Below are 25,373 nucleotides of genomic sequence, written 5' to 3'. Positions count from 1 at the left end.
GGCACGACGTTACCCGCGCCAGCGCAGCAGCAGGTCGCGCATGGGGGTCAATGCCGTGCCCATGCCCGCCAGCACGCCCACCGTGTTGGCGATGGCGTCCATCGGATCGGCCATGCGGTCATCGGTCAATGCACCCTGCGCGAACTCGATGCCGATCCCCATCAGCACCAGGCCCACGGCCACCCACAGCAGCGGACGACCGCGACGGAACAGCTGCACCGCGCTGCCGGCCAGGATGAAGTAAGCGAGGACGTGTTCGCCCTTGTCGCCGTTTTCCGGCAGCGGGATCGGCGGCGGCGGGATCAGGCAGACCACGATCACCAGCAGCACCGCCAATGTCCAAAGCGCGGTCCACAGCCGCGGCCGCCGCAGCGGCTTGATCAGCGGCAGCGCATCGCTCACAGGCGCCAGCTCAGGTCACCCAGCTCGAAGGCGGGCTCGAAGTCGACGCCGCGCTGCAGGCCGATCGCCTGGAAGCGCTCCCCCATCTCGGTCGGCAGGGTCAGCTTCTTCACCTGGTCGCGCAGCTGGATACGGCCGACTTCATCGGTCCGCTCCTCGGCCAGCGACAGCACCTGGTCCAGGCCGTTGCCGAGCAGGAAGCTGGCCTGGCTGCAGTAGCCCGCCAGCTCGAAACCGCCGTGCATGCCGGCCTCGGCCATCGCGGTGAAATCCACCGACGCGGTGATGTCCTGCAGGCCCGGCCAGCGGTGCACGTCGTTGTGCACGTGGTGGCGGTAGAACGCGCGCACGGTGCCCTCATCACGGTCGTGCTGGTAGAACTCGCCACGGTTGTAACCGTAGTCGATGAACAGCATCGCGCCGCGCTGCAGGCCGCCCGCCACTGCCTGCAACCAGTACGGCAGCTGCGGCAGCACCTCGGAGCGGTAGCCCTCGGCGAAGGGGCGCTCCAGGTAGCGCTCGATGTGGCGCACCGCACCGTTGAGCAGGATGTCGGCCGGCTGCGCGCCACGGATGAAGTTGCCTTCGGCATCCAGTTCCACGGTTTCCTCGTAGACCTCGCCATCCCGGATGAGGAAGCGCGGCGTCGGCAGCGCGTCGATCACTTCGTTGGCAAACACCACGCCCTCCCAGTCCTCTTCGAACGGGCGGTCGACCCAGTCCACGCGCGCGGCCAGCTCCACCGGCAGGTTCTGCTGCAGCCGTTGCTGCTGGCGCTCGCGCAGGTCGGCGCTGGGTTCAAGGATGGCGTAGCGCGACGGCAGTGCATCAAGTTCCGCCAGGCGCAGCAGCACCGCCTCGGCGAACGCACCGGTGCCGCCCCCCAGTTCCAGCAGGCGCGACTGCGCGCCCAGCTGTGCGAATACCGGCGCCAGCGCATTGGCTACGCTGCCGGCGAACAGGCTGCCGAGCTCGGGCGCGGTGGTGAAATCGCCACTGCCACCAAACTTGCTGGCACCCGCGCTGTAATAGCCCCAGCCGGGGGCATACAGGCACAGCTCCATGAAGCGGGAAAACGGCATCGCCCCGCCCTGGGCAAGGATTTCGGCGCGCAGGGCGGCCGCCAGCTGGTCGCTGTGGGCCAGGGCATCGGCTTCGGGCAGGGGGAAGGTGGGCTGCATGGCGTCTTCGAATGCGGTGACAATGGTGCACAGGATAGCCGACCCTTGGAGGACCCTCGATGAGCGACACCCACCCCGTGGTCCTGATCACCGGCAGCGCACGCCGGATCGGTGCGGCCATCGCCCGCCAGTTCCATGCCTGCGGCTGGTCGGTGGTGCTGCACGCCCACACCTCCAGCGCCGAGCTGCAGCAGGCCGCGTTCGATTTCGACAACGTGCGCCCCGGCAGCGTGCTGGCCCTGCAGGCCGACCTGCGTGACGCCGACGCCCTGCCCGACCTGGTGGAACAGGCGGTTACCCACTTCGGCCGCCTGGATGCGCTGGTCAACAACGCGTCCAACTTCTTCCCCACTCCGCTCGGCCAGGTCACCGCTGAGGCGATGGACGCGCTGTATGCGGTCAACGCACGCGCGCCATTGCTGCTGTCACAGGCGGCGGCGCCGTACCTGCGCCGCCAGCAGGGCTGCATCGTCAATTTGACCGACCTGCACGGCACCGACCCGATGCGCGACCACATCGCCTACACCATGGCCAAGGCCGCGCTGGAGATGGCCACCCGCGCGCTGGCGCTGGAGCTGGCACCGAAGGTGCGGGTCAATGCGGTCGCGCCGGGGGCGATCCTGTGGCCGGAACAGGGCAAGGACGATTTCGCCCGCGAGGCGCTGCTGGCACGCACGCCGCTGGCGCGGATCGGCACGGTCGAGGAGATCGCCGAGGCGGTGTACTGGTTGGTGGCCGAGGCCAGCTTCGTGACCGGCCATACCCTGCGCGTGGATGGCGGGCGTACGGTCAGCTGAGAGGTTGCCGGCCAGCGACCGGCATACCGGTAGTGCTGGCCGCTGGCCGGCAACCCCATCATTCCAGGTCAACCACCTCGAACGCCTCGCCAAACTGCGGGTGCGCGCGCCACAGCGTGGCCAGGTCCAGTCCGCTGACCGGATCGATGAAGTCCGGCGCGATGTCGGCCAGCGGCTTCAACACGAACGCGTGCTTCAGCTCCGGCCGCGGGATGCGCAGGTGCCCCGGCCCTTCCACCACCAGGTCGCCATAGAACACCACGTCGATGTCCAGGGTGCGGTCGGAGAAGCGCGGCCCGCTGCGGTCGCGGCCATGCGCATCCTCCAGCGCATGCAGCCAGTCGTCCAGTTCCTGCAGCGGCAGGCCGGTCTCGATCGCCACCGCGTTGTTGAGGAAGGCCGGGCCATCGAAGCCGACCGCGGCAGTACGGTAGGCGGGCGAGACCTGCAGCGCGCCGAAGCGCTCGCGCAGGGCCGTCACCGCGGCGTGGAGGTAGCGGCGGGGCTGGACGTTGCTGCCCAGGCTCAGGAGCACGGTGGTCATGCGGTTCAGGTGACGGCACTTGGGGGGCGTGGACATGCCGTCGTCACGGCGGCCTGCCTACAATCCGGGACGCACATGATAGGGCACCGACATGACCTATTGCGTTGGAATCGAGGTGGACGAGGGCTTGGTCTTCGCTGCCGACACCCGGACCAATGCCTCGCTGGACGATGTGCGCGTGCATCGCAAGCTGCACGTGTTCGAGTATCCCGGCCAGGCAGCCTACGTGCTGATGGCGGCTGGCAACCTGGCCACCACCCAGCTGCTGGTGTCGCGCCTGGGCCGCGACGCCGCAGAGCGACGCGTGCCCAACCTGCGCGACATGACCCACCTGTTCGAAGCCGCCGCGTATGTGGGCCAGCTGCTGGTGGACAGCCAGGTGCACGGCAGCCACAGCGAACACGGCCATGACGGGGTCAACACCCAGGCCACGCTGATCTTCGGCGGCCAGATCGCCGGCGAGCGGCCCGGGCTGTACATGATCTACCCGCTCGGCAACGCCATTGCCGCCTCGCCGGAGACGCCCTACCTGCAGATCGGCGAATCCAAGTACGGGAAGCCGATCCTCGACCGCATCCTCAGCCCGGCCACGCACCTGGAGGATGCCGCGCGTACGGCAATCGTGTCGCTCGATTCCACCATCCGTTCCAATCTGTCGGTGGGCCTGCCGATCGATCTGGCGCTGCTGCGCGACGGCGAACTGCGCATCGGCCAGCAGCTGCGGCTGGGCGCGGATTCCACGCTGTATGCCGACATCCACCAGAACTGGTCGCGGCGGCTGGAACAGGCGGTGGACGCGCTGCCGCGCTTCCCCTGGGAAACCCTGGACCGGTAGTGCCGGCCGCTGGCCGGCAACCGCGTTGATCCCACCACACGGGGATGCCGGCCAGCGGCCGGTACTACCCTGGTATCAGCCCAGCGCTTCGGCCACCGCGCGCAACACCGGCTGCATCTGCTGCGGCTGGAACAGGCAGTGGATGCCTTGCCGCGCTTCCCCTGGGAAACCCTGGACCGGTAGTGCCGGCCGCTGGCCGGCAACCGCGTTGATCCCACCACACAGGGATGCCGGCCAGCGGCCGGCACTACCGTGGCATCAGCCCAGCGCTTCGGCCACCGCGCGGAACACCTGCTGCATCTGCTGCGGCTGGAACAGGTAGCCGCGATTCCCCTGGGAAACCGCCGGACGGTAGTGCCGGCCGCTGGCCGGCAACCGCATTGACCCGACCCCAGGGATGCCGGCCAGCGGCCGGCACTACCGTGGCATCAGCTCAGCGCTTCAGCCACCGCGCGGAACACCTGCTGCATCTGCAGCGGCTGGAACAGGCAGTGGATGCCTTGCCGCGATTCCCTTGGGGAAACCCTGGACCGGTAGTGCCGGCCGCTGGCCGGCAACCGCGTTGATCCCCCCACACAGGGATGCCGGCCAGCGGCCGGCACTACCGTGGCATCAGCCCAGCGCTTCAGCCACCGCGCGGAACACCGGCTGCATCTGCAGCGGCTGGAACAGGGAGTGGATGCCTTGCCGCGCTTCCCTTGGGAAACCCTGGACCGGTAGTGCCGGCCGCTGGCCGGCAACCGCGTTGATCCCACCACACGGGGATGCCGGCCAGCGGCCGGCACTACCGTGGCATCAGCCCAGCGCTTCGGCCACCGCGCGGAAGACCAGCTGCATCGGCTGCGGCTGGAACAGGCAGTGGATGCGCTGCCGCGCTTCCCCTGGGAAACCCTGGACCGGTAGTGCCGGCCGCTGGCCGGCAACCGCGTTGATCCCACCACACAGGGATGCCGGCCAGCGGCCGGCACTACCGCGAGATCAGCCCAGCGCTTCGGCCACCGCGCGGAACACCTGCTGCATCTGCAGCGGCTTGCGCAGCACATGCACCTCCACGCCGGGCGGGAACGCATCGGCGGGCACGGCCACCGCGGCATCCTCCAGCACCAGCGCCGGCCCGCGATAGCCCAACGCGGCCATCTCGCCCAGCAGCTGGCTGGCCGGCAGCAGCTTGGAACCGGCATCGGCGATCACCAGGGCCGGCATCGCCTCCTGCTGCATCCAGCGCAGCGCCGCCGGGCCGTCGGACGCCAGCTGCAGCTGGTAGCCCTGGCTGGACAACGCATTGCCGAGCAGCGACAGGCGCGTGGCTTCGCCGTCGACGACCAGGATCGACTGGCCACTGCCCAACGCCACCAGCTGTTCGATCGGCTCGCTACCGTCGCTGGCTTCGTGCATGGGCAAGCGCAGTTCGAAGCAGGTGCCCTGCCCCGGCTGGCTGCTGACATGGATGCTGCCGCCGGCGCCTTCCACGATGCGCTTGCAGGAAATCAGGCCCAGGCCGGTGCCATCGGCCTTGGTGGTGAAGAACGGATTGAACAGGTGCGACAACGTGTCCGCGTCCATGCCGATGCCTTCATCGGCCACGCAGATGCGCATCCAGTCCACGCCATCGCGCTGGCCGGCATGGCTGGCGGTCAGGCTCAGGCGGCCACCGTTGGGCATCGCCTGGATCGCGTTGAGCGCAAGGTTCAGCATCACCTGCTGCAGTTCGGTGTAGTTGGCGTCGACCACCAGCCCTTCATCCTGCACCAACAGTTCCAGGCGCACGGCATCGGGCACGTTGCTGCGCAACAGCAGGGCCACCGCATCGAACAGGCCCTTGATCTCGATGCGCTCGCTCGGCTTGCGCGATCCGCGCACGAACGACAGCATCGATTCGGCCATCTCGTGGCCACGGCGGCCACACTCGGCGATGACATCGGCCAGGTGGTGCAGCTGCGGATCGTCGGTACGCGCCTTCAGCAGGTCCGGCATGATCAGCAACGGCTGCAGGATGTTGCGCAGGTCGTGGCTGAGCCCGGCGGCAAGCAGGGACAGGCTTTCCAGCCGCTGCGCACGCATCAGTTCGGTTTCCACGCGTGCGCGCTCGACCGCACTGCGTGCATCGCGGATCGCACGCGCGACCGCCGAGGGCAGGCGTGCCGGCAGGTGCTTGATGATGTAGTCGTTGGCGCCCTTCTGCAGCGCCGCCACCGCGTTCTCCTCGCCCATGGTGCCGGAGACGAAGATGAAGGGCACTTCCGGCGAGGTCTCGCGCACGATGCGCAGCGCATCATCACCGGAGAACCCCGGCATGCTCAGGTCGGACAGCACGATGTCCGGCTGGAACGCGGCCAGTGCCTGGCGCAGTTCAGCCTCGCTCTCGACGCGCTCGAAACGGGCGTCCAGGCCCGCATCGAGCATCTGTTCGGACATCAGCTCGGCATCTTCCGGTGAATCCTCCACCAGCAGGATGCGCAGCGCCCCCAGGGCGGGACCGGTCAGGGGCATGGGCTCACTCGAGTTCCGGTGCCTGGTTGATCAACGCCCAGAACTTGCCCAGGGTCTGCACTGCGCCGAAGAACTGGTCCACATCCACCGGCTTGACCACGTAGGCGTTCACGCCCATGTCCCAGCTGCGGGCCAGATCGCTTTCCTCGCGCGAGGACGACAGGATCACCACCGGCAGGCGCTTGAGCTCCTCGTGCTCGCGGATCTGCCGCAGCACTTCCAGGCCATCCATGCGCGGCATCTTGATGTCCAGCAGCAGCACCGCCGGCAGGCCTTCCTCGCGCTCGGCGAAGGCGCCGCGACGCAGCAGGTAGTCCATCACTTCCACGCCGTCTTCGACGTGCACGATGGGATTGGCCAAGCGCGCCTCTTCCAGGGCATCGATCGCCATTTCGGCGTCGGCCGGGCTGTCTTCGGCGAGAAGGATGGTGCGCAGAGTGGTCATGCAGAAGGCCCTTGTTTGTCCGCGTCGTTCGCGGGAGGCAGGTAGAAGTGGAAGGTGGCGCCGACGTCCGGCTCGGCCTCGGCCCAGATGCGGCCGCCATGGCGGGTCAGCACGCGGCGCACGCTGGCCAGGCCGATGCCGGTGCCCGGATAATCGCTGGCCTTGTGCAGGCGCTGGAACACACCAAACAGTTTGCCGGCGTAAGCCATGTCAAAGCCTGCACCATTGTCGCTGACCGTGAACTGATGGCCGCCATCGGGCTGCGGCTGATAGTCCACGCGGATCTTCGCCGGTTCACGGTTGCCCGAGTATTTCACCGCGTTGCCAAGCAGGTTCAGCCAGACCTGGCGGATCATGTTCTCGTCGCCCACCACGATCGGCAACGGCGCGATGCTCCACTCCACCCGGTGCGCATGACCGCTGTTCTCGGCCTCGGTCTGCAGGTTGGCATCGAGCATGGCGCGGGTATCGGCCACCAGCGACTGCATGTCCACGGCCTGCTGGCGCATCGCCGCACGGCCCAGGCGCGAGTAGACCAGCAGGTCGTCGATCAGCGCCGCCATGCGACGGGCGGAACTGGAGATCACCTCCAGGTAGTGGCGGCTCTTGTCATCGGCAGCATCGCCAAGGTGGCGCGACAGCTTGTCGGAGAATCCGGCCACGTGGCGCAGCGGCGCGCGCAGGTCGTGCGAGACCGAATAGCTGAAGGCTTCCAGCTCGCGGTTGACCTCGGACACCTGCGCGACCTTGCCTTCCAGCTGGCGGTTCAGCTCTTCCACGCGCAACTGCACTGCGCGCTGCAGGGTGACGTCGCTGATGGTCAGCAGCACCACCTCGTCATCGGTGTCGGGCAGCGGCATGCGGCGCGCATTGAGCATCATGTAGCGCACCATGCCATCGGCGGTACGCTGCTCATGCTCGAAGTCCCAGAGCTCGCGGCCACGCGACAACACATCGGCCAGGCGCTGGCGCACCACCGTATCCCGCCAAGCGCCGTCGCCGACGTTTTCCAGCAGCAGGCCATCGGCACGCTCGTCCTGCAGGTCGTACAGTTCGGCGAACGCCGGGTTGTGCAGCTGCACGCGCAGGTCGCGGTCGAGCAGCACGATGGGTTCGCGCACGGTCTGCAGTACCGACGCCGCACGCGCGGCCGAGCGCAGCGACTGGCGTTCGGCATGCAGGCGGCGGCCGATCTGCCGCTGCAGCAGCCACAGCACCAGGCCCAGCAGCGCCAGCTGGATCACCAGCGAGCTCCACGCGACCAGTTCGGTCTGCTTGCGCTGGCGCGCGGCCTGCTCCGCACGCCGTGCCAGCAGCGTCTGCTCGCTGGCCTGCAGTTCTTCCACCAGGCCCCGGATCGGGTACCGCGTGCTCAGGTCCTGCACCAGTTCGCGCTGGTCGCTGTTCGGTTCGGACCGGGCCAGTTCGCGTGCCACCGCCAGGCGGCCGTCCAGCATCGATTCGATGCGGCCAATGCGGATCAGCTGCTCGGGGTTGTCGCGGGTCATCCGCCCCAGCTCGGCCAGTCGTCCGGGAATGTCGTTGGCCTTGGCCATGCGCTCGCGCAGGCCGGGCGCATCCACGCCCTTGGACAGGGTCAGGGCGGCCGATTCGACGTCGCGCACATCGGCCTGCAGCTGTTGCAGTGCCACGCCCACGGCCTGGGTATGGTTGACCCAGGCCATCGCCTCTTCGCTGTCCTGCTGCAGTTTGCGCAGGGTCAACCACGGCACCACGATGATCGCGGCAGCCGCCAGCGCCAGGGCCGGCAACCGCCAGCGGTCCCAGATGTCGTCACTGAAAACCAGCGCCATAGTTCCTCGTCAGCACGGCCGCGGAGCGGGACCCGGGGCGGAGCCCGGCTGCGGCGGAACCGGCAATATAGCGCAGGCGGTCACAACTCTGGAGCCCGATGCGCGGCAGGCTGAACGGGCTCACGCAGCCGGCCCCATACGCGAGTGGGCGCCCCTTGCGGGGCGCCCAACCTGTTCAACGCGTGGTGGCTGTTCAGCGCTTGGCGGCGGCGCTGACCTTCAGCGCGGCGGCATCGACGCGGGTCACGCCCTTGATGCCCTTGGCGGTATTGACTGCCTTGTCCTTCTCCGCCTGCGTGGCGACGGCGCCGCTCAGGCTGACCACGCCGTTCACGGTTTCCACCTTGATCTCGGTGCCCGGGACGTTGCTGCTGGCCAGCAGGTCAGCCTTCACCTTGGTGGTGATCCAGGTGTCGGTCACCGGCTCATTGGAGTCATGGCGATCGGCATGGGTGGTCGGGTGGGCACTGGTCGGCGGGCTCTTCGCGGCCGGATCCTTGGCGAATGCGGCCGAGGAGGACATGGCCAGGCCCAGCGTCAGGGCCGAGGCAATCAGCGTGCGGGTCGTATTGCTCATCGTGTCGTACTCCTTCGGAATGTGCTGCCAGTCTGGACAAGCGCACGTGGAGCAGGCGTGGCGTTGCGGTCATGCTGCCGTGAATCGGCAGCCCGGCGATGCCAATGGTTCAGTTTGGGATCGTCCGCCATCGTCGTTTACCCTGCCCTTCCCCATTGCCGGAGCCCTGCCATGCGCCCCGACCTGCAACTGGCCCTGATCGGTTACGGCCTCGCCGGCCGCGTCTTCCATGCGCCGCTGATCCAGCACACGCCCGGGCTGGCGCTGCACAGCATCGTCAGTTCACAACGCGACACGCTGCTGCGGACGTTCAGCGATGTGCACGTGCGTGCCACGCCGCAGCAGGTATTCGATGATCCGGCCGTGGATGCCGTAGTGATCGCCACGCCCAACGAACAGCATGCGCCACTGGCCATCGCGGCGCTGGCGGCAGGCAAGCATGTGCTGGTCGACAAGCCGTTCGCACTGGACGTGGCCGAAGCGGAAACGGTGCTGGCGGCGGCACGCAACGCCGGGCGCATCGCCACCGTGTTCCAGAACCGGCGTTTCGATGCCGACTTCCTCACCCTGCAGTCGCTGCTGGCCGAAGGCACCTTGGGCGACGTGGCCGAGTGCCACGCGCACTTCGACCGCTACCGGCCACAGGTGCGCGACCGCTGGCGCGAACAGGACGGGCCCGGCAGTGGCCTGTGGTACGACCTCGGTCCGCACCTGCTGGACCAGATGCTGGTGCTGTTCGGCTGGCCCGACGCCATCGATGCCGATCTGGCCGTGCAGCGCGAAGGCGGCGGCGGCATCGATTACTTCCACGCGATACTGCACTACCCGCGGCATCGGGCGATCGTCCACGCCGGTTCACTGGTGGCAGCGCAGACGCCGCACTTCAGCGTGCATGGCAGCACCGCCAGCTGGATCAAGCACGGACTGGACGTACAGGAGGCGCAGCTGCGCCGCGGCGTTGCGCCGGGCGCACCGGGCTGGGGCATTGATCCGCGGCATGGCGAGCTGGTGCGCTGCGATGCCGAAGACAACGTGCAGCGCAGCACCGTCGACAATCTGCCCGGCGACTACCGCCGCCTGTATGCACAGTTCGCCTCGGCGATGCACGGCGAGGGCGAAGCCACGGTCAGCCCGGTGCAGGCCCTGCAGCTGATGCGGCTGCTGCAAGCCGGCATGGACAGCGCGCGCGAAGGGCGGCGGATCGCGTTGGGTGATCGGCAGGGCTGCGCCCTGCACCCGCAGAAACGGTAGTGCCGGCCGCTGGCCGGCAACCTCAACAGCAACAGCAAAAGCCGGCTATCCGTGAGGCTCTTGTAGAGTCGAGCCATGCTCGACTGGCTGCATGAGGTCAGAGCCCTTTCCTGCGAAAGGGGATCCGACCCCGATCTGCCTGGGGTCGGATCCCTTCGGCAACGCCGAAGGGCTCTGACCCCACCGCAGTGCTTACGACTTCTTGATCGCGTGCCCGCCGAATTCATTGCGCATCGCCGACAGCAGGCGGTCGGTGAACGAATTGGATTCGCGCGAACGCAGGCGTTCCAGCAGCGACAGCGTGATCACCGGTGCAGGCACGTCCAACGCGATTGCTTCGGCTACGGTCCAGCGGCCTTCACCGGAATCCTCGACGTACGGTGCGATGCCATCCAGCGACGGATTGCGCTTGAGGGCTTCGGCACTCAGGTCCAGCAGCCACGAACGCACCACGCTGCCGTGGCGCCACACCTCGGCGACCTGGGCCAGGTCCAGTTCCATTTCCTGCTTGCGCTCCATCAGCGCGAAGCCCTCGGCGTAGGCCTGCATCATTCCGTACTCGATGCCGTTGTGGACCATCTTGGTGAAGTGGCCAGCGCCGGACGGGCCGACACGACCCCAGCCCCGGTCCTCGGCCGGTGCCAGCGTGCGCAGCAGCGGTGCGATCTGCTCCACCACCGACGCTTCGCCACCGACCATCAGGCTGTAGCCTTCCTGCAGGCCCCACACGCCACCGCTGGTGCCGCAGTCGACGTAGCCCAGATCGTCCTCGGCCAGCGCCCTGGCGCGGCGGATCGAGTCCTGGTAGTTGGAGTTGCCGCCGTCGATGACGATGTCACCTTCGGCCAGGTGCGGGGTCAGCTGGCCCAGCGTCTGGTCGACGGTTTCACCGGCCGGCACCATCAGCCACACCACGCGCGGCACCGGCAGCGCGGCCACGGCGGCGGCCAGCGAATCGACCACCTCCAGGCCGGCCTCGGCGGCGCGCTGGCGGGCGCCTTCGCCCGGGTCGTAGCCGACTACGCGGTGGCCGCCGCGATGCAGGCGCTGGGCCATGTTGGCGCCCATGCGGCCGAGGCCGATCATTGCAATATCCATTGTTTCACCTTCAGTTGGGGTCTAGGGTCAGGCTGCCTGGCCTGCCGGTAGCCGCGCAGTGGCGCAGTTGCGCCTCGCGCCAACGCCGGTAGAGCGTGGTGTGCAGATTGTGCACCGCCAGGTCGATCGAAAACGGGGTTCGCGGGTTGCGGTCGAGCAGCCGGGCGATGTGGTAGCCGATGGGACGTATACCGCGTGGATGCACGTAGATCACGAACTGCCGGTAGAACGGATCGTCCAGCAGCTGGTCCATGCGCGCCAGCGCCGCGTGGTAGCGCGGCGCCAGCCGTGCGCGCAGCTGTGGATCGCGCTCGTACAGCAGCCGCTCGAAGTAGCGCTGGCCGGTACGCGGTATGTCCTGCGCCAGTGCCCACACCTCGGCATTGCGCTGGTCATACCAGGCCAGTCCGCCGTGCGTGGCCAGCGCCCGCGCAGCATCCTCGCCCACCTCGACCACCACGAAGTTCTCGGCCTGGTTGCTCAGGTCGTCCAGCGTGCCTTTGTCGTACACATGTTCGATGAAACCGGGCACGCCGACGAACGCCTGCCGTCCCATCGCCGAGGTGCGCACTGCCTTGCCATCGGCGAAGAACTCGCCCGCGTGCGCGCCAAGCAGAATGCTGTCGGTCCGGTGCAGCGCGAGGAAGGTGCCGATCGACAGTTCATCCGCCGCAAAGCCGGCGTCGAACGCAGCGTCGCCGTACAGCTCGCGCTGGGTGGCCAGCTGCGCAACCTGGCGACCGACACCGCATTCGGCACGCACGGCCCCGCTATAGAACGCCTCCAGTGCGCGGCTGTTGCCCGCACTGGGCATGAAGCCACGGCCGAGGCTGCGCGTGCGCTGCCACCCCTGTGCCGGCGCACCGCGCACGCCGAAGCCGATCCAGCCCAGCTGCAGGCCGGAGAACCGGAATCCGGGATTGCCCTCCAGCGCCTCCGTCGCACGCCGCGTGGCTGCGCCCAGCTCGAACGCGTAGGCGCAGAGCGTGGCCGGATCATCCAGCAGCTGCTGCAGCAGCGCCTGCCGTGCGGTCGGGGCGAGAGCCGCTGGCCAACGCACCTGCAGATCGCCGGCGGCCTGCGCCGCAGCCAGCGACGCACGCGTGCACACTGCGCCGCCGTGTACCTGCGGTGCACTCACGACCGCGTCCTCGAAGCGCCAGCCTAGCCGTTGCAGCAGGCCCTGCGCACAGTCCAGCGACGGCGCTGCCACGACCCACGATGGCACCAGCAGCAGGGCCACGCTCAGCAACCTGCCGCGCACGCTCAGCCCTGGTCCGTCGCCGCCGGTGCGGGTTCCGGCGCTGCGGCCGGTGATGGCGATGGCGCGCCCGCCGCGGCGGGAAGGTACTGCTGCAGGCGCTGGAAGAAGCGGCGATAGAACTCGGCATCGGTGACCGTGCTGCTGGCCACCTTCACCAGCGAGTCGTCGTTGCTGCCGAACGGCAGCGACACTGAGCCCAATGCGCCCACGCCGACACTGGCCGACGTCGGGCTCTTCTTCAGCGCGTAACGGTCCTGCACCGCGCTGACAAACACCAGCGCCTGGCCGCCACGCGGCGCACACGAGATGCGCAGCACCAGCTGCTCATGATCGTCCTCGCGCGGCTGGAAGTTCTTGTTGCCTTCCACCTGGGCATCATCGGCACGGGCGATGGCATAGCCCTGGCTGAGCAGCGTGCGGCGCGCTGCTTCACAGGCCTCCGCAGGGCGTCCCTCGACGGTACGCGAGAAGGTGTCGCCGGAGTCGAAGGACTCGCGCAGCACGGTGCTGTCGGCGGCGCGGCCACCACAGGCCGACAGGATCAGGGCGCTGGCACAGGCGACGGCAGCGCTGGAAAGACGGGAGGCCCGCATGGGTACTCCTGCGAGGACGGTAGCGGCAAGGGTAGTCCCGCCGCCGTGTGCGGCAGGTCGACATCGCCGCCCATGTTGCTCCCGGTTCATGCGCCGGCAGCGCCACGGACGGGGGCCCTCAAACAGACGGGGCCCCAAAATAGAAAGGGGCCGGCAATGCCGGCCCCTCGGGGATCGCGTGGTGCGCCGGTTCAGTCCGCCCAGCGGCCCGCGCCGGTGGACTGCGGCAGCACCTGTGCCGACAGCGGGCGGTCGTTGGCCAGCAGATTCACCGCGTCGGCCAGGATCGACGCCGACTCGCGCAGCAGCGGGTCCGGGCGCTTCTCGGCAGCCTTCTCGCGCGCGGCATCCTTGACGATGTCACGCTCGTTGCCGGTCAGGCCATCATCGCTGCTGTCATCGGCCAGCGGGTCCAGGGCCAGGCCCAGTGCCTTGCGCTGCACCTGGCGCTCCTTGCGCTGGGCATCCTGGCGCTCACGCTCGGCGCGGCGGGTGGCCTCGTTGAGCGAGATGTACTTCTTGGCCGCCTCGGCACGGAACTGCTCCACGTCCTCGTTCCACCACTGGAATTCCTTGTCGGTCGCGATGCGCGCGTCATGACGGGTTTCCAGCTTCGGCAGCAGCGGCGCGAAGTTGCCGTACTGGGTATGCGGCACGGCAGCGATGCGGGTCCACGGCAATGCGTTGTCGTAGGTGCTTTCGCCGAACTCGGTGGCATCGACGCTGGCCGGGAACGCCAGGTCCGGCACCACGCCCTTGTGCTGGGTGCTGCTGCCGCTGATGCGGAAGAACTGGGCGATGGTCAGCTTGACCTGGCCGAAGCGCTGGGTTTCGCCGCTCGGCCAGCGATCGAGGTCGACGATGTTCTGCACGGTGCCCTTGCCGAAGCTGGTTTCACCGATCACCAGGCCACGGCCGTAGTCCTGGATGGCACCGGCGAAGATCTCCGAAGCCGAGGCCGAACCGCGGTTGATCAGCACCGCCAGCGGGCCGTCCCACGCCACGCCCTGGTTGCGGTCGCTGTTGACGGTGACGCGTCCGCCGGACTCGCGCACCTGCACCACCGGGCCCTGTTCAATGAACAGGCCGGTCAGTTCGATCGCTTCATCCAGCGAGCCGCCCCCGTTGTTGCGCAGGTCCAGCACCACGCCGTCCAGCTTGTCGTTCTTGAAGCCGGCCAGCAGCTTGGCCACGTCGCGGGTAGCCGAGGCGTAGTCGGCGGCATTGCGGCGGCGGCCTTCAAAGTCCTGGTAGAAGGTCGGCAGCTTGATCACGCCGATCCTGCGCGCCGGTTCGCCGTTGGCGGCCGGGATGCTCATGGTCTCGCCCTTGGCGGCCTGTTCGGCCAGGCGCACCTTCTGGCGGGTCAGCACCAGCGTGTGGTGCTTGCCGTCCACGCCCTCGGCGGCCGGGATGAACTCCAGCTTGACCTGGGTATCCTTGGCACCGCGGATCTTGGCCACGACGTCGTCGATGCGCCAGCCGATCACGTCCTCGACCGGCCCGGACTTGCCCTGGCCCACGCCGACGATGCGGTCGCCCGGTTTCAGGGTGCCGTCCACTGCGGCCGGACCACCGGCGATGATCTCGCGGATCACCACCATGTCGTCCTGCCGCTGCAGCTGCGCACCGATGCCTTCCAGCGACAGCGACATCGCCTGGTTGAAGTTCTCGGCGGTGCGCGGGGTGAAGTAGTCGGTGTGCGGATCGACAGCGCTGGTGTAGGCGTTCATGAAGAACTGGAAGACGTCCTCGCCCTTCAGCTCATTGACCGACTTTTCCAGCGTGGCATAGCGCTTGTCCAGCGTCTTGCGGATGTCATCGGGCTTCTTGCCGGCCAGTTTCAGGCGCAGCCAGTCATTCTTGACCGACTTGCGCCACAGCTCGTCCAGCTCGGCGCTGCTGGCCGCCCACGGCACCTTCTTGCGGTCGTACTCGAAGCGTTCGTCGGTGGTGAAGTCCGGCTCCTGCTTGAGCAGCTTGCGCGCATAGGCCACGCGTTCGCCGACCCGTTGCTTGTAGACCGCGAACACCTGGAACGCCGGCTCCAGCTCGCCACCACGGATGGCCGAGGAGATGTTGGCTTCGAACGGCGCGAAGCGCGCCACGTCGGCCTGGGTGAAGTACTGCTTGGCGCCGTCCAGCGTTTCCAGGTAGCGCTTGAACACGTCCTTGGAGGTGGCCTCGTCCAGCGCGCGCGGGCGATAGGCGTAGCGGCTGTCGGACAACAGGCCGTACACCAGCTTGGAGGTGGTCACCTGATCGGCGGTGGCCGCGGCGGGCAAGGCAGGCGAGTCGGCCTTGGCCGCCAGCGCCAGCGGCGCGACCAGCGCCAGGGCCATCAGGAATGCGGGGGCTTTGAATTTCATTGACGTGCTCGAAGGCGCCTTGCCAAGGGAGAGACTGCGGGGTGCTCTGACACCGCGACAGTGCCGAAAGTTGCCGGGTTTGTCACCCGGCCGCGCTCGGTGGAAAACCAGCCTAGCCGGGCCGGTGTAGCAAATTGTGAATGCAGGCGAAGGCGTGCGCGCGCCCACCAGGGTGGTGGTGGCATCCCTTGGCAGCGCCGGGCCATGTCCCGGCGGCAACCGCTTACCGGACGCCGGCGCCCTTGGCCTGGACGTCGGCATGGTACGACGAGCGCACCATCGGGCCGGATGCCACATGGCTGAAGCCCAGCGCGTAGCCGTAGTCTTCCAGCGCCTTGTAGTCCTCGGGGGTCCAGTACTTCAGCACCGGGTGGTGATGCGCGGTCGGCTGCAGGTACTGGCCGATGGTGATCATGTCCACATCGTGCGCGCGCAGGTCACGCATCGTGGCCTTGATCTGTTCGAAGTCTTCACCCAGGCCCAGCATGATGCCGCTCTTGGTCGGCACGTCCGGGTGCTGCGCCTTGAAGTTCTTCAGCAGGTTCAGCGACCACTGGTAGTCCGCACCCGGGCGCACGTTGCGGTACAGGTCCGGCACGGTCTCGATGTTGTGGTTGAACACATCCGGCGGATTCTGCGCCAGGATCTCCAGCGCACGTTCCATGCGGCCCTTGCCGCGGAAGTCCGGGGTCAGCACTTCGATGCGGGTGCCCGGCGACTTTTCGCGGATGGCGGTGATGCAGTCAACGAAGTGCTGGGCACCGCCGTCACGCAGGTCATCGCGGTCGACGCTGGTCACCACCACGTACTTCAGGCCCATGTCGGCCACGGTCTGGCCCAGGCTGGCCGGTTCGTTGGCATCCGGCGGCTTCGGGCGGCCGTGGGCGACGTCGCAGAACGAGCAGCGGCGGGTGCAGACCTCGCCGAGGATCATGAAGGTGGCGGTGCCGTGCCCGAAGCACTCATGGATATTCGGGCAGCTGGCTTCCTCGCAGACCGTCACCAGGCGGTTCTCGCGCAGCTTGGCCTTCAGGTTCTGCACCGCATTGCCCGAAGGAATGCGCACGCGGATCCACGACGGCTTGCGCAGCACGGGCGCATCGGCGAACTGCACCGGCGAACGGTTGATCTTGTCACCGCCCAGCTGCTTGACCCCGGCCTGCAACGGCGCGGCGGACGGAGAATCGCCCTGCACGATCTGCAGGGGAATGGAACGGGCGGTGGTTTCAGTCATGGCGGTTCCGGGGGCGGTCAGGCGGCCGCAGAAAGATCGGGCAGTTCGGGCGTGTGCTGCAGCAGCAGGCCGAACTGGCGGGCCAGGTGGTCCAGCAGCACCGGCTTGACGGCCTCCATGCCGGAGGGGCCGCCCAAGTCTACCACCGAGGTCACCTGCAACCCCTGATAGCCACAGGGATTGATGCGGTGGAAGGGTTCCAGGTCCATGGACACGTTGAAGGCCAGCCCATGGAAGGTGCAGCCGCGCCGCACGCGGATGCCGAGCGCGGCGATCTTGGCGCCACCGACGTAGACGCCCGGGGCGCCCTCGCGGCGTTCGGCACCGATGTTCCACTCGGCCAGCGTATCGATGAGGGCCTGCTCGATGCGGCACACGTAGTCGCGCACACCAATGCCCAGCCGCGGCAGGCGCAGCAGCGGATAGACCACGATCTGGCCGGGACCGTGATAGGTCACCTGGCCGCCGCGGTCCACGTGCAGCACGGGGATGTCGCCCGGCGCCAGCACATGCTCGTCCTTGCCGGCCTGGCCCAGGGTGAAGACCGGATCGTGCTCGACCACCCACAGCTCGTCGGCATCGGCGTCGCTGCGCTGGTCGGTAAAGCGCTGCATGGCGCGCCACACCGGCTCATAGGCCTGGCGGCCAAGGTCACGCACCACCGCCGGACGCGGCGCGCGGTGTTCCGGGGCGGCCTCGGCCGGGCAGCTGTCGGCTACAGCGTCCACTTCACTTCCGGGTGGTCGCGCAGCGCCTGGTGGGCCAGGTCGTACTGTTCGCGGCTTTCTGCCTTGAACACGATGCGGACGGACACGTACTTGCCGTTGGACGAATGCTTCCAGCTGATGCGTTCGTTCACCACATCGATGCCGGCAGCCAGCAGCAGGCGGGGGAGCTCATGTTCCAGGCCGCGGTTGGCCGCGCCCATGGCGCTGAGCTCGAACTGGCCGGGGAACTGGAAGCCGTGGTCGGGGTTGTCGGACTTGATTTCCATGGGCCCATTATCGGGCCGCAGGGCAACAAACCCAAGAGTATTCATCAACATCAAAGGCGGTACCGGCGGCCTGCTGCGTTGCAGGTGGCACCCACACCGGCGCTGCCATGCCCAACGGCAGCTGACTGCGATTCCTGCGCCGGCGCAGGCCGCGATGCCGCGCCGCACGGCTGGCGCCCGCCTTCACGCGAGGCCCCCGGCGCCTGCGCGGGTAACAAATTGTGTCCGCCGGACAATGTTGTTTTCGGAACAGACAAGTGATCCGGACGCGCTCGTTCCGGCGCGCGGGCGCGAGTACCGTGGCGTTGCACAAAACGACAGAAAACCATCCCCTTCCCCATGAGCATTCCATCCATGCATCGTGTCGCAGTCCTTGGGCTGGCCGGCCTGCTGGCCACTGCCCTCCCCCTTGCCGCACAGGCGGCCGAACAGTGTGGTCCGGACGCCATGCGCGACCACCCGCCCCAGGTCAATTTCCGCGTCGACAACGACCTGTTCGGTGGCCGCCACCAGGACCAGGGCTACACCAACGGCGCGCAGCTGACCCTGGTCTCGCCGAACCTGGTCGACTACACCGATGACCCCTGCCTGCCGCGCATGGCGCGCTGGGTGAACCAGTACCTGGAAGGCCTGCACCCGGGCCGGTTCGAACAGCAGAACATGATCTTCAGCATCGGCCAGGGCATCTTCACCCCCTCCGACCCGGCCCGCCGCGACCTGATCAAGGAGGACCGGCCGTATGCCGGCGTGCTGCTGGCCAGCTTCGGTTTCAATGCGCGCAGTGGCGACCGGCTGCAGACCACCCAGCTGGCGGTGGGCGTGGTCGGCCCCTGGGCACAGGGCAAGCAGGTGCAGGATGCGGTGCACGACCTTCTGGGCGACAAGAAGTTCGAGGGCTGGGACAACCAGCTGCACAACGAACCGGTGTTCATGCTGACCCACGAGCGCATGCGGCGCTGGCCGGCCGATGCCAGTGTCAACGCCGGCGGCTGGGGCTGGGATGCGATCAGCCACTACGGCGGTGCCATCGGCAATCTGGAGACCAAGGCCAATGCCGGCGGCGAGCTGCGTTTCGGCTGGAAGCTGCCCGACGATTTCGGCAGCACGCCGTTGCGCCCGGCGGGCGAGAACACGGCACCGACCCGCGGCGGCCGCCCCAGTGGCTGGTCCTGGCACCTGTTCGTGACCACCGACGCGGCCTGGATGATCCGAGACATCACCCTGGACGGCAACACGTTCCGCAGCAGCCACAGCGTGGACAAGCGCCATGTGGTGGCACAGGGCGGCTACGGCATCGCGGTGATGCGCGGGCGCTGGAAATTCGCGATGGCGCGTTACCACAGCACCCGCGAGTTCGATGGCCAGCGCCAGTCACCCGTGTTCGGCAGCTTCACCATCAGCCGCGCGCTGTAAGCGGGCAGGCTGCCGGTAGTGCCGGCCGCTGGCCGGCTGCCGGCAGATCCGGATGGGTTGCTGCGGAGCCGGCCAGCGGCCGGCTCTACCCCCCGTCCCGGTTGGGTTGCTGGGAGCCGGCCAGCGGCCGGCCCTACCCCGCGCATGCGGGGGGAAAGCGGCCTCCCGAAACAGAAAAGGCCGGCATTGCCGGCCTTTTCGTTCACCACGCCGGGGCGTGGATCATTCCGATTCCCACCACATCCAGAAGCTGTCCCACAGGCGCTTGAAGAAACCGGCCTGTTCGACGGCGGCCACAGCCACCAGCGGCGCTTCGGCGATGACCTTGCCATCCAGCGTGACCTTCACAGTGCCGATCTGCTGGCCCGCGGTGAACGGTGCCTCCAGGGTCTTGGGCACGTCGATGCTCGGCTTCAGGTCGTTGTAGCGGCCGCGCGGCACGCTCACCAGCATCGGCTGGGCCACGCCCAGCTGCACCTTGTCGGTGGTGCCCTTCCAGACCTTGTGCTCGGCCACGGCCTTGCCCGGCTCGTACAGGCGATGGGTCTCGAAGAAGCGGAAGCCCCAGTTCAGCAGGGCCAGGCTGTCATCGGCACGCTGCTTTTCCGACGCACCGCCCAGCACCACGGCAATCAGGCGCTGGTCGCCACGCTGGGCCGAGCTCATCAGGCAGTAGCCGGCTTCGGAGGTGTGGCCGGTCTTGATGCCATCCACGCTGCCATCGCGCCACAGCAGCAGGTTGCGGTTCGGCTGCTTGATGTTGCCGACCTGGAATTCCTTGATCTTGTTGTACGCGTAGGTTTCCGGGTAATCACGCACCATCGCGCGGCCCAGCAGTGCCAGGTCGTAGGCGGTGCTGTGATGGCCTTCGGCGGTCAGGCCGTGCGCGTTGACGAAGTGCGAGTCCTTCATGCCGATCTTGGCGGCGTAGCTGTTCATCAGCGACGCGAAGGCTTCTTCGCTGCCGGCCACATGCTCGGCCAGGGCGATCGCGGCGTCATTGCCGGACTGGATCGCCATGCCCTTTTCCATGTCTTCCAGGCGCGCGGTCTGGTTGACCGGGAAGCCGCTGTAGCTGCCGTCGGTACCCGCGCCACCCTCGCGCCAGGCGCGCTCGCTCATCATCACCTGGTCATCTGCACGGACCTTGCCGTTCTTGACCTCGGCGGCAACCACGTAGGACGTCATCACCTTGGTGATGCTGGCCGGGGCCAGCTGCTCGTGGATGTTCTCGCCGGCCAGCACCTGGCCGGTGGCGTAGTCCATCAGGACCCAGGCCTTGGACACGCTCGGCGCCGGGGCCGGCGGGGTCGCGACGGTGGCCGGGGCAGCGGCGGCAGGCGCCGGGGTGGCCGGGGTCGGCAGCGGCGTCTGGGCGGAAGCCAGGCCCACCACCAGGGTGGCGGCCAGGGCGGTGGCGGCGGAACGGAAATTCATTGGACAGCAGGCTCCAGGGGACGGCCAGGAATGGAGGGTGGAACGAAGCGGCCATTGTAAGGCCGGGCGAGCCCGGGCCGGCAGCACCAGCCCAGGCGGATCAATCCTTGACGATCTGCGGCGAACCCAGGCCCAGACCGGCGATGCGGCCGACAAGTTCCGCGGCACTGGCATGGTCGCTGGCGGGAACGCGCAGGCGGAACAGGGTACGGCCACCGGCGGCGATGTCGCTGATGGTGGCGCCGACAATGCCGGCCGCGTTGAGCTGGCCCATCGCGCGGTTGGCATTGTCGCGGCTGGAGAAGCTGGCGACCTGCACCATCACTGCGCCGACCACCTGCTGCGACAGGCTGGGGGCTGCTGCGGTGGCGGGCACCGTACGCACTGCGGCCGGCGCGACCGCGCGCGGTGCGGCGCTGGCGACTGCAACCGGCGCCGTTGTGGGGCTGCGCACCGGCGGTGCGCTCGGCGGCAGGCTGCTGACCGCCACGTCCGGCACCGCGCTGGCCACGCCCTGGGTGGTGGCCGGCTGGCCACGCGCAGGCGTGGCGTCGGCCGGCAGGCGCTTGACCAGGCGATCGATGTCGCTGTCGGCGGTGGCACGCGCGGCCGGTACCGGGCGCGCCCCGGCCACCGCGACCGCGGTTTCGGCGGCACGGCGCTCGCGGCGCGACGGCTTCTGCGCCAGCAGGTTGCTCTCGCCCGGCTGCAGCGCACGCACTTCCACGTTGCCGGTGCCGCGCTGGGTGATGCCCAGGCGCACTGCGGCGGCATAACTGAGATCGACCACGCGGCCGTCATGGAACGGGCCACGGTCGTTGACGCGCACGATGACCGATTCGCCGTTGTCCAGGTTGGTGACGCGGGCGAAGCTGGGCAGCGGCAGTGTCTTGTGCGCGGCGGTGAACTGGTACATGTCGTAGACCTCGCGGTTGGAGGTCAGGCGGCCATGGAACTTGGCGCCGTAGTACGACGCCGTGCCGCGCTCGACATAGTTGCGGGTGTCGTCGAGCACCTTGTACGACTTGCCCAGCACCACGTAGGGCGATTTGTTGCCGATCGCCGAACGCTCTTCGGCGGTCACTTCCGGCTCGGGAATGCAGGCGACGTTGGGAATGTAGTCCGGGGTGCTGTCACGCACGCCGGGTCTGTACAGGCCGCCGGCGGTGTAGTTGCCGCGCGTGTTCGGGTCTTCCTTGGCCGCCGCATACGGCGAGCCCTCCGGGCAATGCGCCGGGCGCGCGCCGCGGCCCTGCACCACCGTGCCGCTGGGCTTGCCACCGTGGCCGGCCGTGGCCGGCTTCTTCGGCGCGCTGCTGCAGGCGGCCAGCGCGAAGACGATCAAGCTCGGGACCAGCCATCTGATGTTCATGCCGGGGGCAGCTCCTGTCCGGCGATGGCCTGGGACAATTGGAACACGGCCATCGCGTACATCTTCGAGAGGTTGTAGCGGGTGATCGCGTAGTAGTTCTGGAAGCCCAGCCAGTACTGCTTGCCCGTGCTGCCTTCCAGCGTGATCGGCGTGGCCGTGGCGCCCGGCTGCACCGGTGCGCTGGGCTGGTAGCCGCGCTGCGCCAGATCGGCCAGCGACCAGGTCGGCATCCACTCGGTCGGGTTGAATTCCTCGCGCCCCGGCGCCAGCGTGGCCGGTACGGCCACCTGGCCACCCCGGACCCAGCCGCCCTTCTTCACGAAGTAGTTGGCGATGGACGAGAACACATCGTCATAGCTGGTGAACAAGTCACGACGGCCATCGCCATTGCCGTCCACGGCGTAATCCAGATAGCTGGACGGCATGAACTGGCCCATGCCCATCGCACCGGCATAGCTGCCCTTGAGCGTGGTGATGTCCAGCTTCTCCTCGCGGCCCAGCTCGAACAGCTTGGCCAGTTCGTCGCGGAAGAACAGCTCGCGGCGCACTTCGCGTTCCAGCTTGGCCGGGTCGCCACTGCGCGGGTAATAGAACGCCAGCGTGTACAGCGCATCGAGCACGCGGTGGTTGCCGGCATTCCTGCCATAGCTGGTTTCCACGCCGATGATCGCCACGATCACTTCGGCCGGCACGCCGGTGCGCTGCTGCACGCGATCCAGTTCGGCGCGGTGTTCGGCCAGAAACGCGCGGCCGCCATCGATGCGCGCCTTGCTGATGAACATCGGCCGGTATTCATTCCACGGCTTGACCCGTTCGGCCGGGCGCGACATCGCGGCGATGATCGGTTGGCGCACCTGTGCCTGGTCGAGCACACTGCGGATCTGCTCCGGCTTCAGGCCATAGCGCTTGGCGGTATCGGCGATGAAGCGGTCCCGCGCGACCTCGAACGGGACCGGGGTGAGATCGACCGGCGGCGCGGTGGCGGCGGTGGCTTCAGGCGCGGCCTCGGCCGGGCCATGGGCCTTGGCGGCGGGCTGGCGCGGCGTGCTGCTGGCCTGGGGCGAAGACGGTGGGGACTTCGGCTGGGTCGCGCAGGCGACCAGGCCGAGGGTGAGCATGCAGGCCAGAGTGCGTCGAATCATCGTCGCAGGTTAGCAGGTCATGGATGAATTAAAACCCCTAACACCATGAATCACAACGATTTGCCCGCGTTCAGCGGGAAATGTGAAGACGTCGTGATCGGGCTTCCCCATTCAGTGAGAGGTTGCCGGTTGCGTCCCCATCCCCGCAGACGCAACCGGCGACCGGATCCGGTCGGTACCTGCGCGGCTGCCGCTCCCCAGTGGCAGTACCCCGCGCTCCCTGTACCCGTTGGATCAGTACTGCTTCCCGCCCGACGCCCCCTCGCGCTGCAACGATTGACGGCGCGCCGTGCCGAACGGGCCGCCATTGTGCAGGCCGATTACGACAAGTCCATTGATCAAGATCAACGCGGTGTAAAAGTGTGAACCAGATAACGTTTTTTGCGGACTTTGGTCGGTGGGTGTATTGCTTCGCATTGTTGTGAGAACGCTTCCACAACAGGCACTGCGCAACGTCAGAGAGTTTCCAGCCAACGGCGCAGCCCCTCGTGGGTGGAGTCTGGGTGGTCGCAGAAAGCCGGATTGCTGAGGGCTGGCCGGGTGGGTGGGCAGTGCGGGGACGCCGTGAACCCATCCATGGGGGCTTGGCCGCGGCATCCATGCCGCGGACACCCCGCACTGCCCACCCACCCGGCCGCTGACAGTTGTCGGGCGCGTTCACCCACGGAGAAGAAAAGAGAAGATCAAAAGCAAAAGCGGTTTGGCGGGTCGCTTCATTGCCTTGTGTGGAGCCGAGCCATGCTCGGCTCACGAGCAAGCGCAGCGCCGCGACCCGCTTTTGATTTTCTCTTGCTTCTCCGTGGGTGGCAGACCGCCAAAATCTGTCAGAGGGCGGTCGGGTTGGGTACGCGGGGGTGTCAGCCGCATGGATGCGGCTGCCAAGCCTCCAGGGACGGATTCACGGCGTCCCCCGCGTACCCAACCCGACCGGCCTACCCGCGGCTTCTGCTTTCCGCGACCACCCAGACTCCACCCACGAGGGGCTGCGCCGTTGGCTGGAAGCGCTATCCCCCGTGCACGGGCCGGTGCCCACGCACCGCCATCACCAGTCCGATGCCGGCCAACAGCGAAACCGCCGAGGTCCCGCCGTAACTGATCAGCGGCATCGGAATGCCCACCACCGGCAGCAGGCCGGAAATCATTCCACCGTTCACCAGTACGTAGACGAAGAAGGCCAGGCCCAGGCTGCCGGCCAGCAACCGCGCATGCGTGTCGCGCGCGTGCACCGCAATCCACAGGCAACGCCCCACCACGAACAGGTACAGCGCGAACAGCGTCGCCACGCCGATCCAGCCGAACTCTTCGGCCAGCACCGAAAACGCGAAGTCGGTGGTGTATTCGGGCAGGAAATCCAGCGTGGCCTGGGTGCCCTGCCCCCAACCGCGTCCCTGCCATCCCCCGGAGCCGATCGCGATGCGCGACTGCAGGATGTTCCAGCCGGTGCCCAGGGGGTCGGCCGCCGGATCGAGGAAGGTCAACACGCGGTCCTTCTGGTATTGCCGCAACAGCCCGAACCACGCCAGCGGCGCGGCCACTGCCAGCCCCGCCGCACCGGTCGCCACCCAGCCCCAGTGCAGGCCTGCCAGCAACAACGCGAACACGCCGCTGGCGGTGACCAGCGTGGCGGTGCCGAGGTTGGGCTGCATCAGGATCAGCAGCGCCGGCGCGCCGATCAGCACCGCGGCGGTCAGTACCGTGCGTGGCGACGGCGGCAGCGGTTGCCGGTGCAGGTACCAGGCCATCATCAGCGGCAGGCTGAGCTTGAGCAGCTCCGACGGCTGCAGGTAGAACACGCCGAGGTTCAGCCAGCGCTGCCCGTATTTGCCGGTACCGATCACGTACACGGCCATCAGCGGCAGCATCGACAACGCATACAACGCCGGTGTCCACGCGCGCAGGCGCAGCAGCGAAACACGCGACAGCAGCCACATGGCCAGCAGTCCACCGGCAAAGCGCGCCGCCTGCCCGGCCACCGGCCCGGACACACTGTGCAGCACCGCCAGGCCCGCGCCCATCAGGATCAGCAATGCGACCAGCAACGGCAGATCGATCGTGCGCACTGCCTCACGGCAGCCGCCAAACAGTCGTTTCCATTCCACGCGCAGCACGCTAGCAACGGGC

23 protein-coding genes are annotated in these 25,373 nt (G+C 68.0%); 4 read left to right on the top strand and 19 right to left on the bottom strand.

Annotation, left to right across the window (positions count from 1 at the left end):
- Positions 1 to 9: 9 nt before the first annotated feature.
- Both LRM18_RS09220 and LRM18_RS09215 read right to left on the bottom strand, forming a co-directional pair.
- On the bottom strand, positions 10 to 402 hold the full coding sequence (locus tag LRM18_RS09220; protein WP_103282023.1) for a VanZ family protein: 393 nt from the start codon (positions 400 to 402) through the stop codon (positions 10 to 12).
- Complete coding sequence (locus tag LRM18_RS09215; protein ID WP_057494987.1) at positions 399 to 1,583, bottom strand: SAM-dependent methyltransferase; 1,185 nt, start codon at positions 1,581 to 1,583, stop codon at positions 399 to 401. The genes LRM18_RS09220 and LRM18_RS09215 overlap by 4 nt, the downstream gene beginning before the upstream one ends.
- A 59-nt stretch (positions 1,584 to 1,642) precedes the next feature.
- Between LRM18_RS09215 and LRM18_RS09210 the strand changes: the two genes are divergently transcribed.
- On the top strand, positions 1,643 to 2,380 hold the full coding sequence (locus LRM18_RS09210; RefSeq protein ID WP_049466695.1) for a pteridine reductase: 738 nt from the start codon (positions 1,643 to 1,645) through the stop codon (positions 2,378 to 2,380).
- Between the two features lie 58 nt (positions 2,381 to 2,438).
- On the opposite strand, the gene folK is transcribed toward LRM18_RS09210, so the two are convergent.
- Positions 2,439 to 2,924: a 2-amino-4-hydroxy-6-hydroxymethyldihydropteridine diphosphokinase gene (folK, locus tag LRM18_RS09205; protein ID WP_049466693.1), complete on the bottom strand. Its 486-nt coding sequence runs from the start codon at positions 2,922 to 2,924 to the stop codon at positions 2,439 to 2,441.
- A 91-nt stretch (positions 2,925 to 3,015) separates the two neighbouring features.
- Between folK and LRM18_RS09200 the strand changes: the two genes are divergently transcribed.
- Positions 3,016 to 3,759 (top strand): 20S proteasome subunit A/B, encoded by a 744-nt coding sequence (locus tag LRM18_RS09200; protein WP_270953702.1) that lies wholly within the window; start codon positions 3,016 to 3,018, stop codon positions 3,757 to 3,759.
- 258 nt (positions 3,760 to 4,017) lie between these two features.
- Here LRM18_RS09200 and LRM18_RS09195 read toward each other — a convergent pair whose 3' ends face one another.
- The 5 genes from LRM18_RS09195 to LRM18_RS09175 all read right to left on the bottom strand — a co-directional run bounded on the left by LRM18_RS09195 (position 4,018) and on the right by LRM18_RS09175 (position 9,085).
- Positions 4,018 to 4,140: a hypothetical protein gene (locus LRM18_RS09195; protein WP_270953700.1), complete on the bottom strand. Its 123-nt coding sequence runs from the start codon at positions 4,138 to 4,140 to the stop codon at positions 4,018 to 4,020.
- 597 nt (positions 4,141 to 4,737) lie between these two features.
- On the bottom strand, positions 4,738 to 6,249 hold the full coding sequence (locus LRM18_RS09190) for an ATP-binding protein (RefSeq protein WP_064239197.1): 1,512 nt from the start codon (positions 6,247 to 6,249) through the stop codon (positions 4,738 to 4,740).
- A 4-nt stretch (positions 6,250 to 6,253) separates the two neighbouring features.
- The gene (locus tag LRM18_RS09185; protein ID WP_053461396.1) at positions 6,254 to 6,694 is read right to left on the bottom strand and encodes a response regulator; all 441 of its coding nucleotides are present in this window, start codon (positions 6,692 to 6,694) and stop codon (positions 6,254 to 6,256) included.
- A complete protein-coding gene (locus LRM18_RS09180) occupies positions 6,691 to 8,508 on the bottom strand; it encodes an ATP-binding protein (protein ID WP_053461397.1) in 1,818 nt (605 codons plus the stop codon). Before LRM18_RS09180 ends, LRM18_RS09185 begins: the two co-directional genes overlap by 4 nt.
- A 193-nt stretch (positions 8,509 to 8,701) precedes the next feature.
- Entirely contained in the window at positions 8,702 to 9,085 is a 384-nt protein-coding gene (locus tag LRM18_RS09175) for a BON domain-containing protein (protein WP_049467929.1), read from the bottom strand.
- A gap of 171 nt (positions 9,086 to 9,256) precedes the next feature.
- On the opposite strand from LRM18_RS09175, the gene LRM18_RS09170 reads away from it, so the two are divergent.
- Positions 9,257 to 10,336 carry an oxidoreductase gene (locus LRM18_RS09170; RefSeq protein WP_270953695.1) on the top strand — a complete coding sequence of 360 codons (1,080 nt, stop codon included), beginning with the start codon at positions 9,257 to 9,259 and terminating at the stop codon, positions 10,334 to 10,336.
- 192 nt (positions 10,337 to 10,528) lie between these two features.
- Here the strand turns inward: LRM18_RS09170 and gnd are convergent, their stop codons facing one another.
- From gnd to LRM18_RS09135, 7 genes are all read right to left on the bottom strand, one after another.
- Positions 10,529 to 11,434, bottom strand: a complete 906-nt coding sequence (gene gnd / locus LRM18_RS09165; protein WP_049467934.1) for a phosphogluconate dehydrogenase (NAD(+)-dependent, decarboxylating) — start codon at positions 11,432 to 11,434, stop codon at positions 10,529 to 10,531.
- Positions 11,435 to 11,444: 10 nt separating this feature from the next.
- Positions 11,445 to 12,683: a hypothetical protein gene (locus tag LRM18_RS09160; RefSeq protein WP_270953753.1), complete on the bottom strand. Its 1,239-nt coding sequence runs from the start codon at positions 12,681 to 12,683 to the stop codon at positions 11,445 to 11,447.
- Between the two features lie 17 nt (positions 12,684 to 12,700).
- The gene (locus LRM18_RS09155) at positions 12,701 to 13,291 is read right to left on the bottom strand and encodes a DUF2242 domain-containing protein (protein WP_049467940.1); all 591 of its coding nucleotides are present in this window, start codon (positions 13,289 to 13,291) and stop codon (positions 12,701 to 12,703) included.
- A 191-nt stretch (positions 13,292 to 13,482) separates the two neighbouring features.
- The gene (locus tag LRM18_RS09150) at positions 13,483 to 15,660 is read right to left on the bottom strand and encodes a carboxy terminal-processing peptidase (protein WP_049467942.1); all 2,178 of its coding nucleotides are present in this window, start codon (positions 15,658 to 15,660) and stop codon (positions 13,483 to 13,485) included.
- Positions 15,661 to 15,883: 223 nt separating this feature from the next.
- Positions 15,884 to 16,894 (bottom strand): lipoyl synthase, encoded by a 1,011-nt coding sequence (gene lipA, locus LRM18_RS09145; protein WP_049467944.1) that lies wholly within the window; start codon positions 16,892 to 16,894, stop codon positions 15,884 to 15,886.
- Between the two features lie 17 nt (positions 16,895 to 16,911).
- The gene (gene lipB / locus LRM18_RS09140) at positions 16,912 to 17,622 is read right to left on the bottom strand and encodes a lipoyl(octanoyl) transferase LipB (RefSeq protein WP_154331205.1); all 711 of its coding nucleotides are present in this window, start codon (positions 17,620 to 17,622) and stop codon (positions 16,912 to 16,914) included.
- Positions 17,610 to 17,888 (bottom strand): YbeD family protein, encoded by a 279-nt coding sequence (locus LRM18_RS09135; RefSeq protein ID WP_049467948.1) that lies wholly within the window; start codon positions 17,886 to 17,888, stop codon positions 17,610 to 17,612. Before LRM18_RS09135 ends, lipB begins: the two co-directional genes overlap by 13 nt.
- 354 nt (positions 17,889 to 18,242) lie before the next feature.
- Here LRM18_RS09135 and LRM18_RS09130 point away from each other — a divergent pair, with 354 nt between their 5' ends.
- Positions 18,243 to 19,301, top strand: coding sequence for a lipid A deacylase LpxR family protein (locus LRM18_RS09130; RefSeq protein ID WP_080355554.1), 1,059 nt, complete (start codon positions 18,243 to 18,245; stop codon positions 19,299 to 19,301).
- A 222-nt stretch (positions 19,302 to 19,523) separates the two neighbouring features.
- Here LRM18_RS09130 and LRM18_RS09125 read toward each other — a convergent pair whose 3' ends face one another.
- The 4 genes from LRM18_RS09125 to rodA all read right to left on the bottom strand — a co-directional run bounded on the left by LRM18_RS09125 (position 19,524) and on the right by rodA (position 25,351).
- On the bottom strand, positions 19,524 to 20,738 hold the full coding sequence (locus LRM18_RS09125) for a D-alanyl-D-alanine carboxypeptidase family protein (protein ID WP_074726183.1): 1,215 nt from the start codon (positions 20,736 to 20,738) through the stop codon (positions 19,524 to 19,526).
- A gap of 100 nt (positions 20,739 to 20,838) precedes the next feature.
- Positions 20,839 to 22,110, bottom strand: a complete 1,272-nt coding sequence (locus LRM18_RS09120; RefSeq protein WP_154331206.1) for a septal ring lytic transglycosylase RlpA family protein — start codon at positions 22,108 to 22,110, stop codon at positions 20,839 to 20,841.
- The gene (gene mltB, locus LRM18_RS09115) at positions 22,107 to 23,252 is read right to left on the bottom strand and encodes a lytic murein transglycosylase B (RefSeq protein ID WP_049468725.1); all 1,146 of its coding nucleotides are present in this window, start codon (positions 23,250 to 23,252) and stop codon (positions 22,107 to 22,109) included. The genes LRM18_RS09120 and mltB overlap by 4 nt, the downstream gene beginning before the upstream one ends.
- A gap of 1,004 nt (positions 23,253 to 24,256) precedes the next feature.
- Entirely contained in the window at positions 24,257 to 25,351 is a 1,095-nt protein-coding gene (gene rodA, locus LRM18_RS09110) for a rod shape-determining protein RodA (protein WP_187756830.1), read from the bottom strand.
- Between the last annotated feature and the right edge of the window lie 22 nt (positions 25,352 to 25,373).

It is taken from the genome of Stenotrophomonas sp. PI_27 (assembly GCF_027854495.1).
GTDB classification, from domain to species: Bacteria; Pseudomonadota; Gammaproteobacteria; order Xanthomonadales; family Xanthomonadaceae; genus Stenotrophomonas; species Stenotrophomonas pavanii.
Note: the sequence above shows the minus strand (reverse complement) of the source record. Positions and strands in the feature narration are given on the sequence as shown.

Excerpts from the sequence above, each read along its gene's own strand:
- LRM18_RS09215 (WP_057494987.1), bottom strand. The coding sequence starts at position 1,583 with ATGCAGCCCACCTTCCCCCTGCCCGAAGCCGATGCCCTGGCCCACAGC.
- LRM18_RS09210 (WP_049466695.1), top strand. The coding sequence starts at position 1,643 with ATGAGCGACACCCACCCCGTGGTCCTGATCACCGGCAGCGCACGCCGG.
- folK (WP_049466693.1), bottom strand. The coding sequence starts at position 2,924 with ATGACCACCGTGCTCCTGAGCCTGGGCAGCAACGTCCAGCCCCGCCGC.
- LRM18_RS09200 (WP_270953702.1), top strand. The coding sequence starts at position 3,016 with ATGACCTATTGCGTTGGAATCGAGGTGGACGAGGGCTTGGTCTTCGCT.
- LRM18_RS09195 (WP_270953700.1), bottom strand. The coding sequence starts at position 4,140 with ATGCGGTTGCCGGCCAGCGGCCGGCACTACCGTCCGGCGGTTTCCCAG.
- LRM18_RS09190 (WP_064239197.1), bottom strand. The coding sequence starts at position 6,249 with ATGCCCCTGACCGGTCCCGCCCTGGGGGCGCTGCGCATCCTGCTGGTG.
- LRM18_RS09185 (WP_053461396.1), bottom strand. The coding sequence starts at position 6,694 with ATGACCACTCTGCGCACCATCCTTCTCGCCGAAGACAGCCCGGCCGAC.
- LRM18_RS09180 (WP_053461397.1), bottom strand. The coding sequence starts at position 8,508 with ATGGCGCTGGTTTTCAGTGACGACATCTGGGACCGCTGGCGGTTGCCG.
- LRM18_RS09175 (WP_049467929.1), bottom strand. The coding sequence starts at position 9,085 with ATGAGCAATACGACCCGCACGCTGATTGCCTCGGCCCTGACGCTGGGC.
- LRM18_RS09170 (WP_270953695.1), top strand. The coding sequence starts at position 9,257 with ATGCGCCCCGACCTGCAACTGGCCCTGATCGGTTACGGCCTCGCCGGC.
- gnd (WP_049467934.1), bottom strand. The coding sequence starts at position 11,434 with ATGGATATTGCAATGATCGGCCTCGGCCGCATGGGCGCCAACATGGCC.
- LRM18_RS09155 (WP_049467940.1), bottom strand. The coding sequence starts at position 13,291 with ATGCGGGCCTCCCGTCTTTCCAGCGCTGCCGTCGCCTGTGCCAGCGCC.
- LRM18_RS09150 (WP_049467942.1), bottom strand. The coding sequence starts at position 15,660 with ATGAAATTCAAAGCCCCCGCATTCCTGATGGCCCTGGCGCTGGTCGCG.
- lipA (WP_049467944.1), bottom strand. The coding sequence starts at position 16,894 with ATGACTGAAACCACCGCCCGTTCCATTCCCCTGCAGATCGTGCAGGGC.
- LRM18_RS09135 (WP_049467948.1), bottom strand. The coding sequence starts at position 17,888 with ATGGAAATCAAGTCCGACAACCCCGACCACGGCTTCCAGTTCCCCGGC.
- LRM18_RS09130 (WP_080355554.1), top strand. The coding sequence starts at position 18,243 with ATGCATCGTGTCGCAGTCCTTGGGCTGGCCGGCCTGCTGGCCACTGCC.
- LRM18_RS09125 (WP_074726183.1), bottom strand. The coding sequence starts at position 20,738 with ATGAATTTCCGTTCCGCCGCCACCGCCCTGGCCGCCACCCTGGTGGTG.
- LRM18_RS09120 (WP_154331206.1), bottom strand. The coding sequence starts at position 22,110 with ATGAACATCAGATGGCTGGTCCCGAGCTTGATCGTCTTCGCGCTGGCC.
- mltB (WP_049468725.1), bottom strand. The coding sequence starts at position 23,252 with ATGATTCGACGCACTCTGGCCTGCATGCTCACCCTCGGCCTGGTCGCC.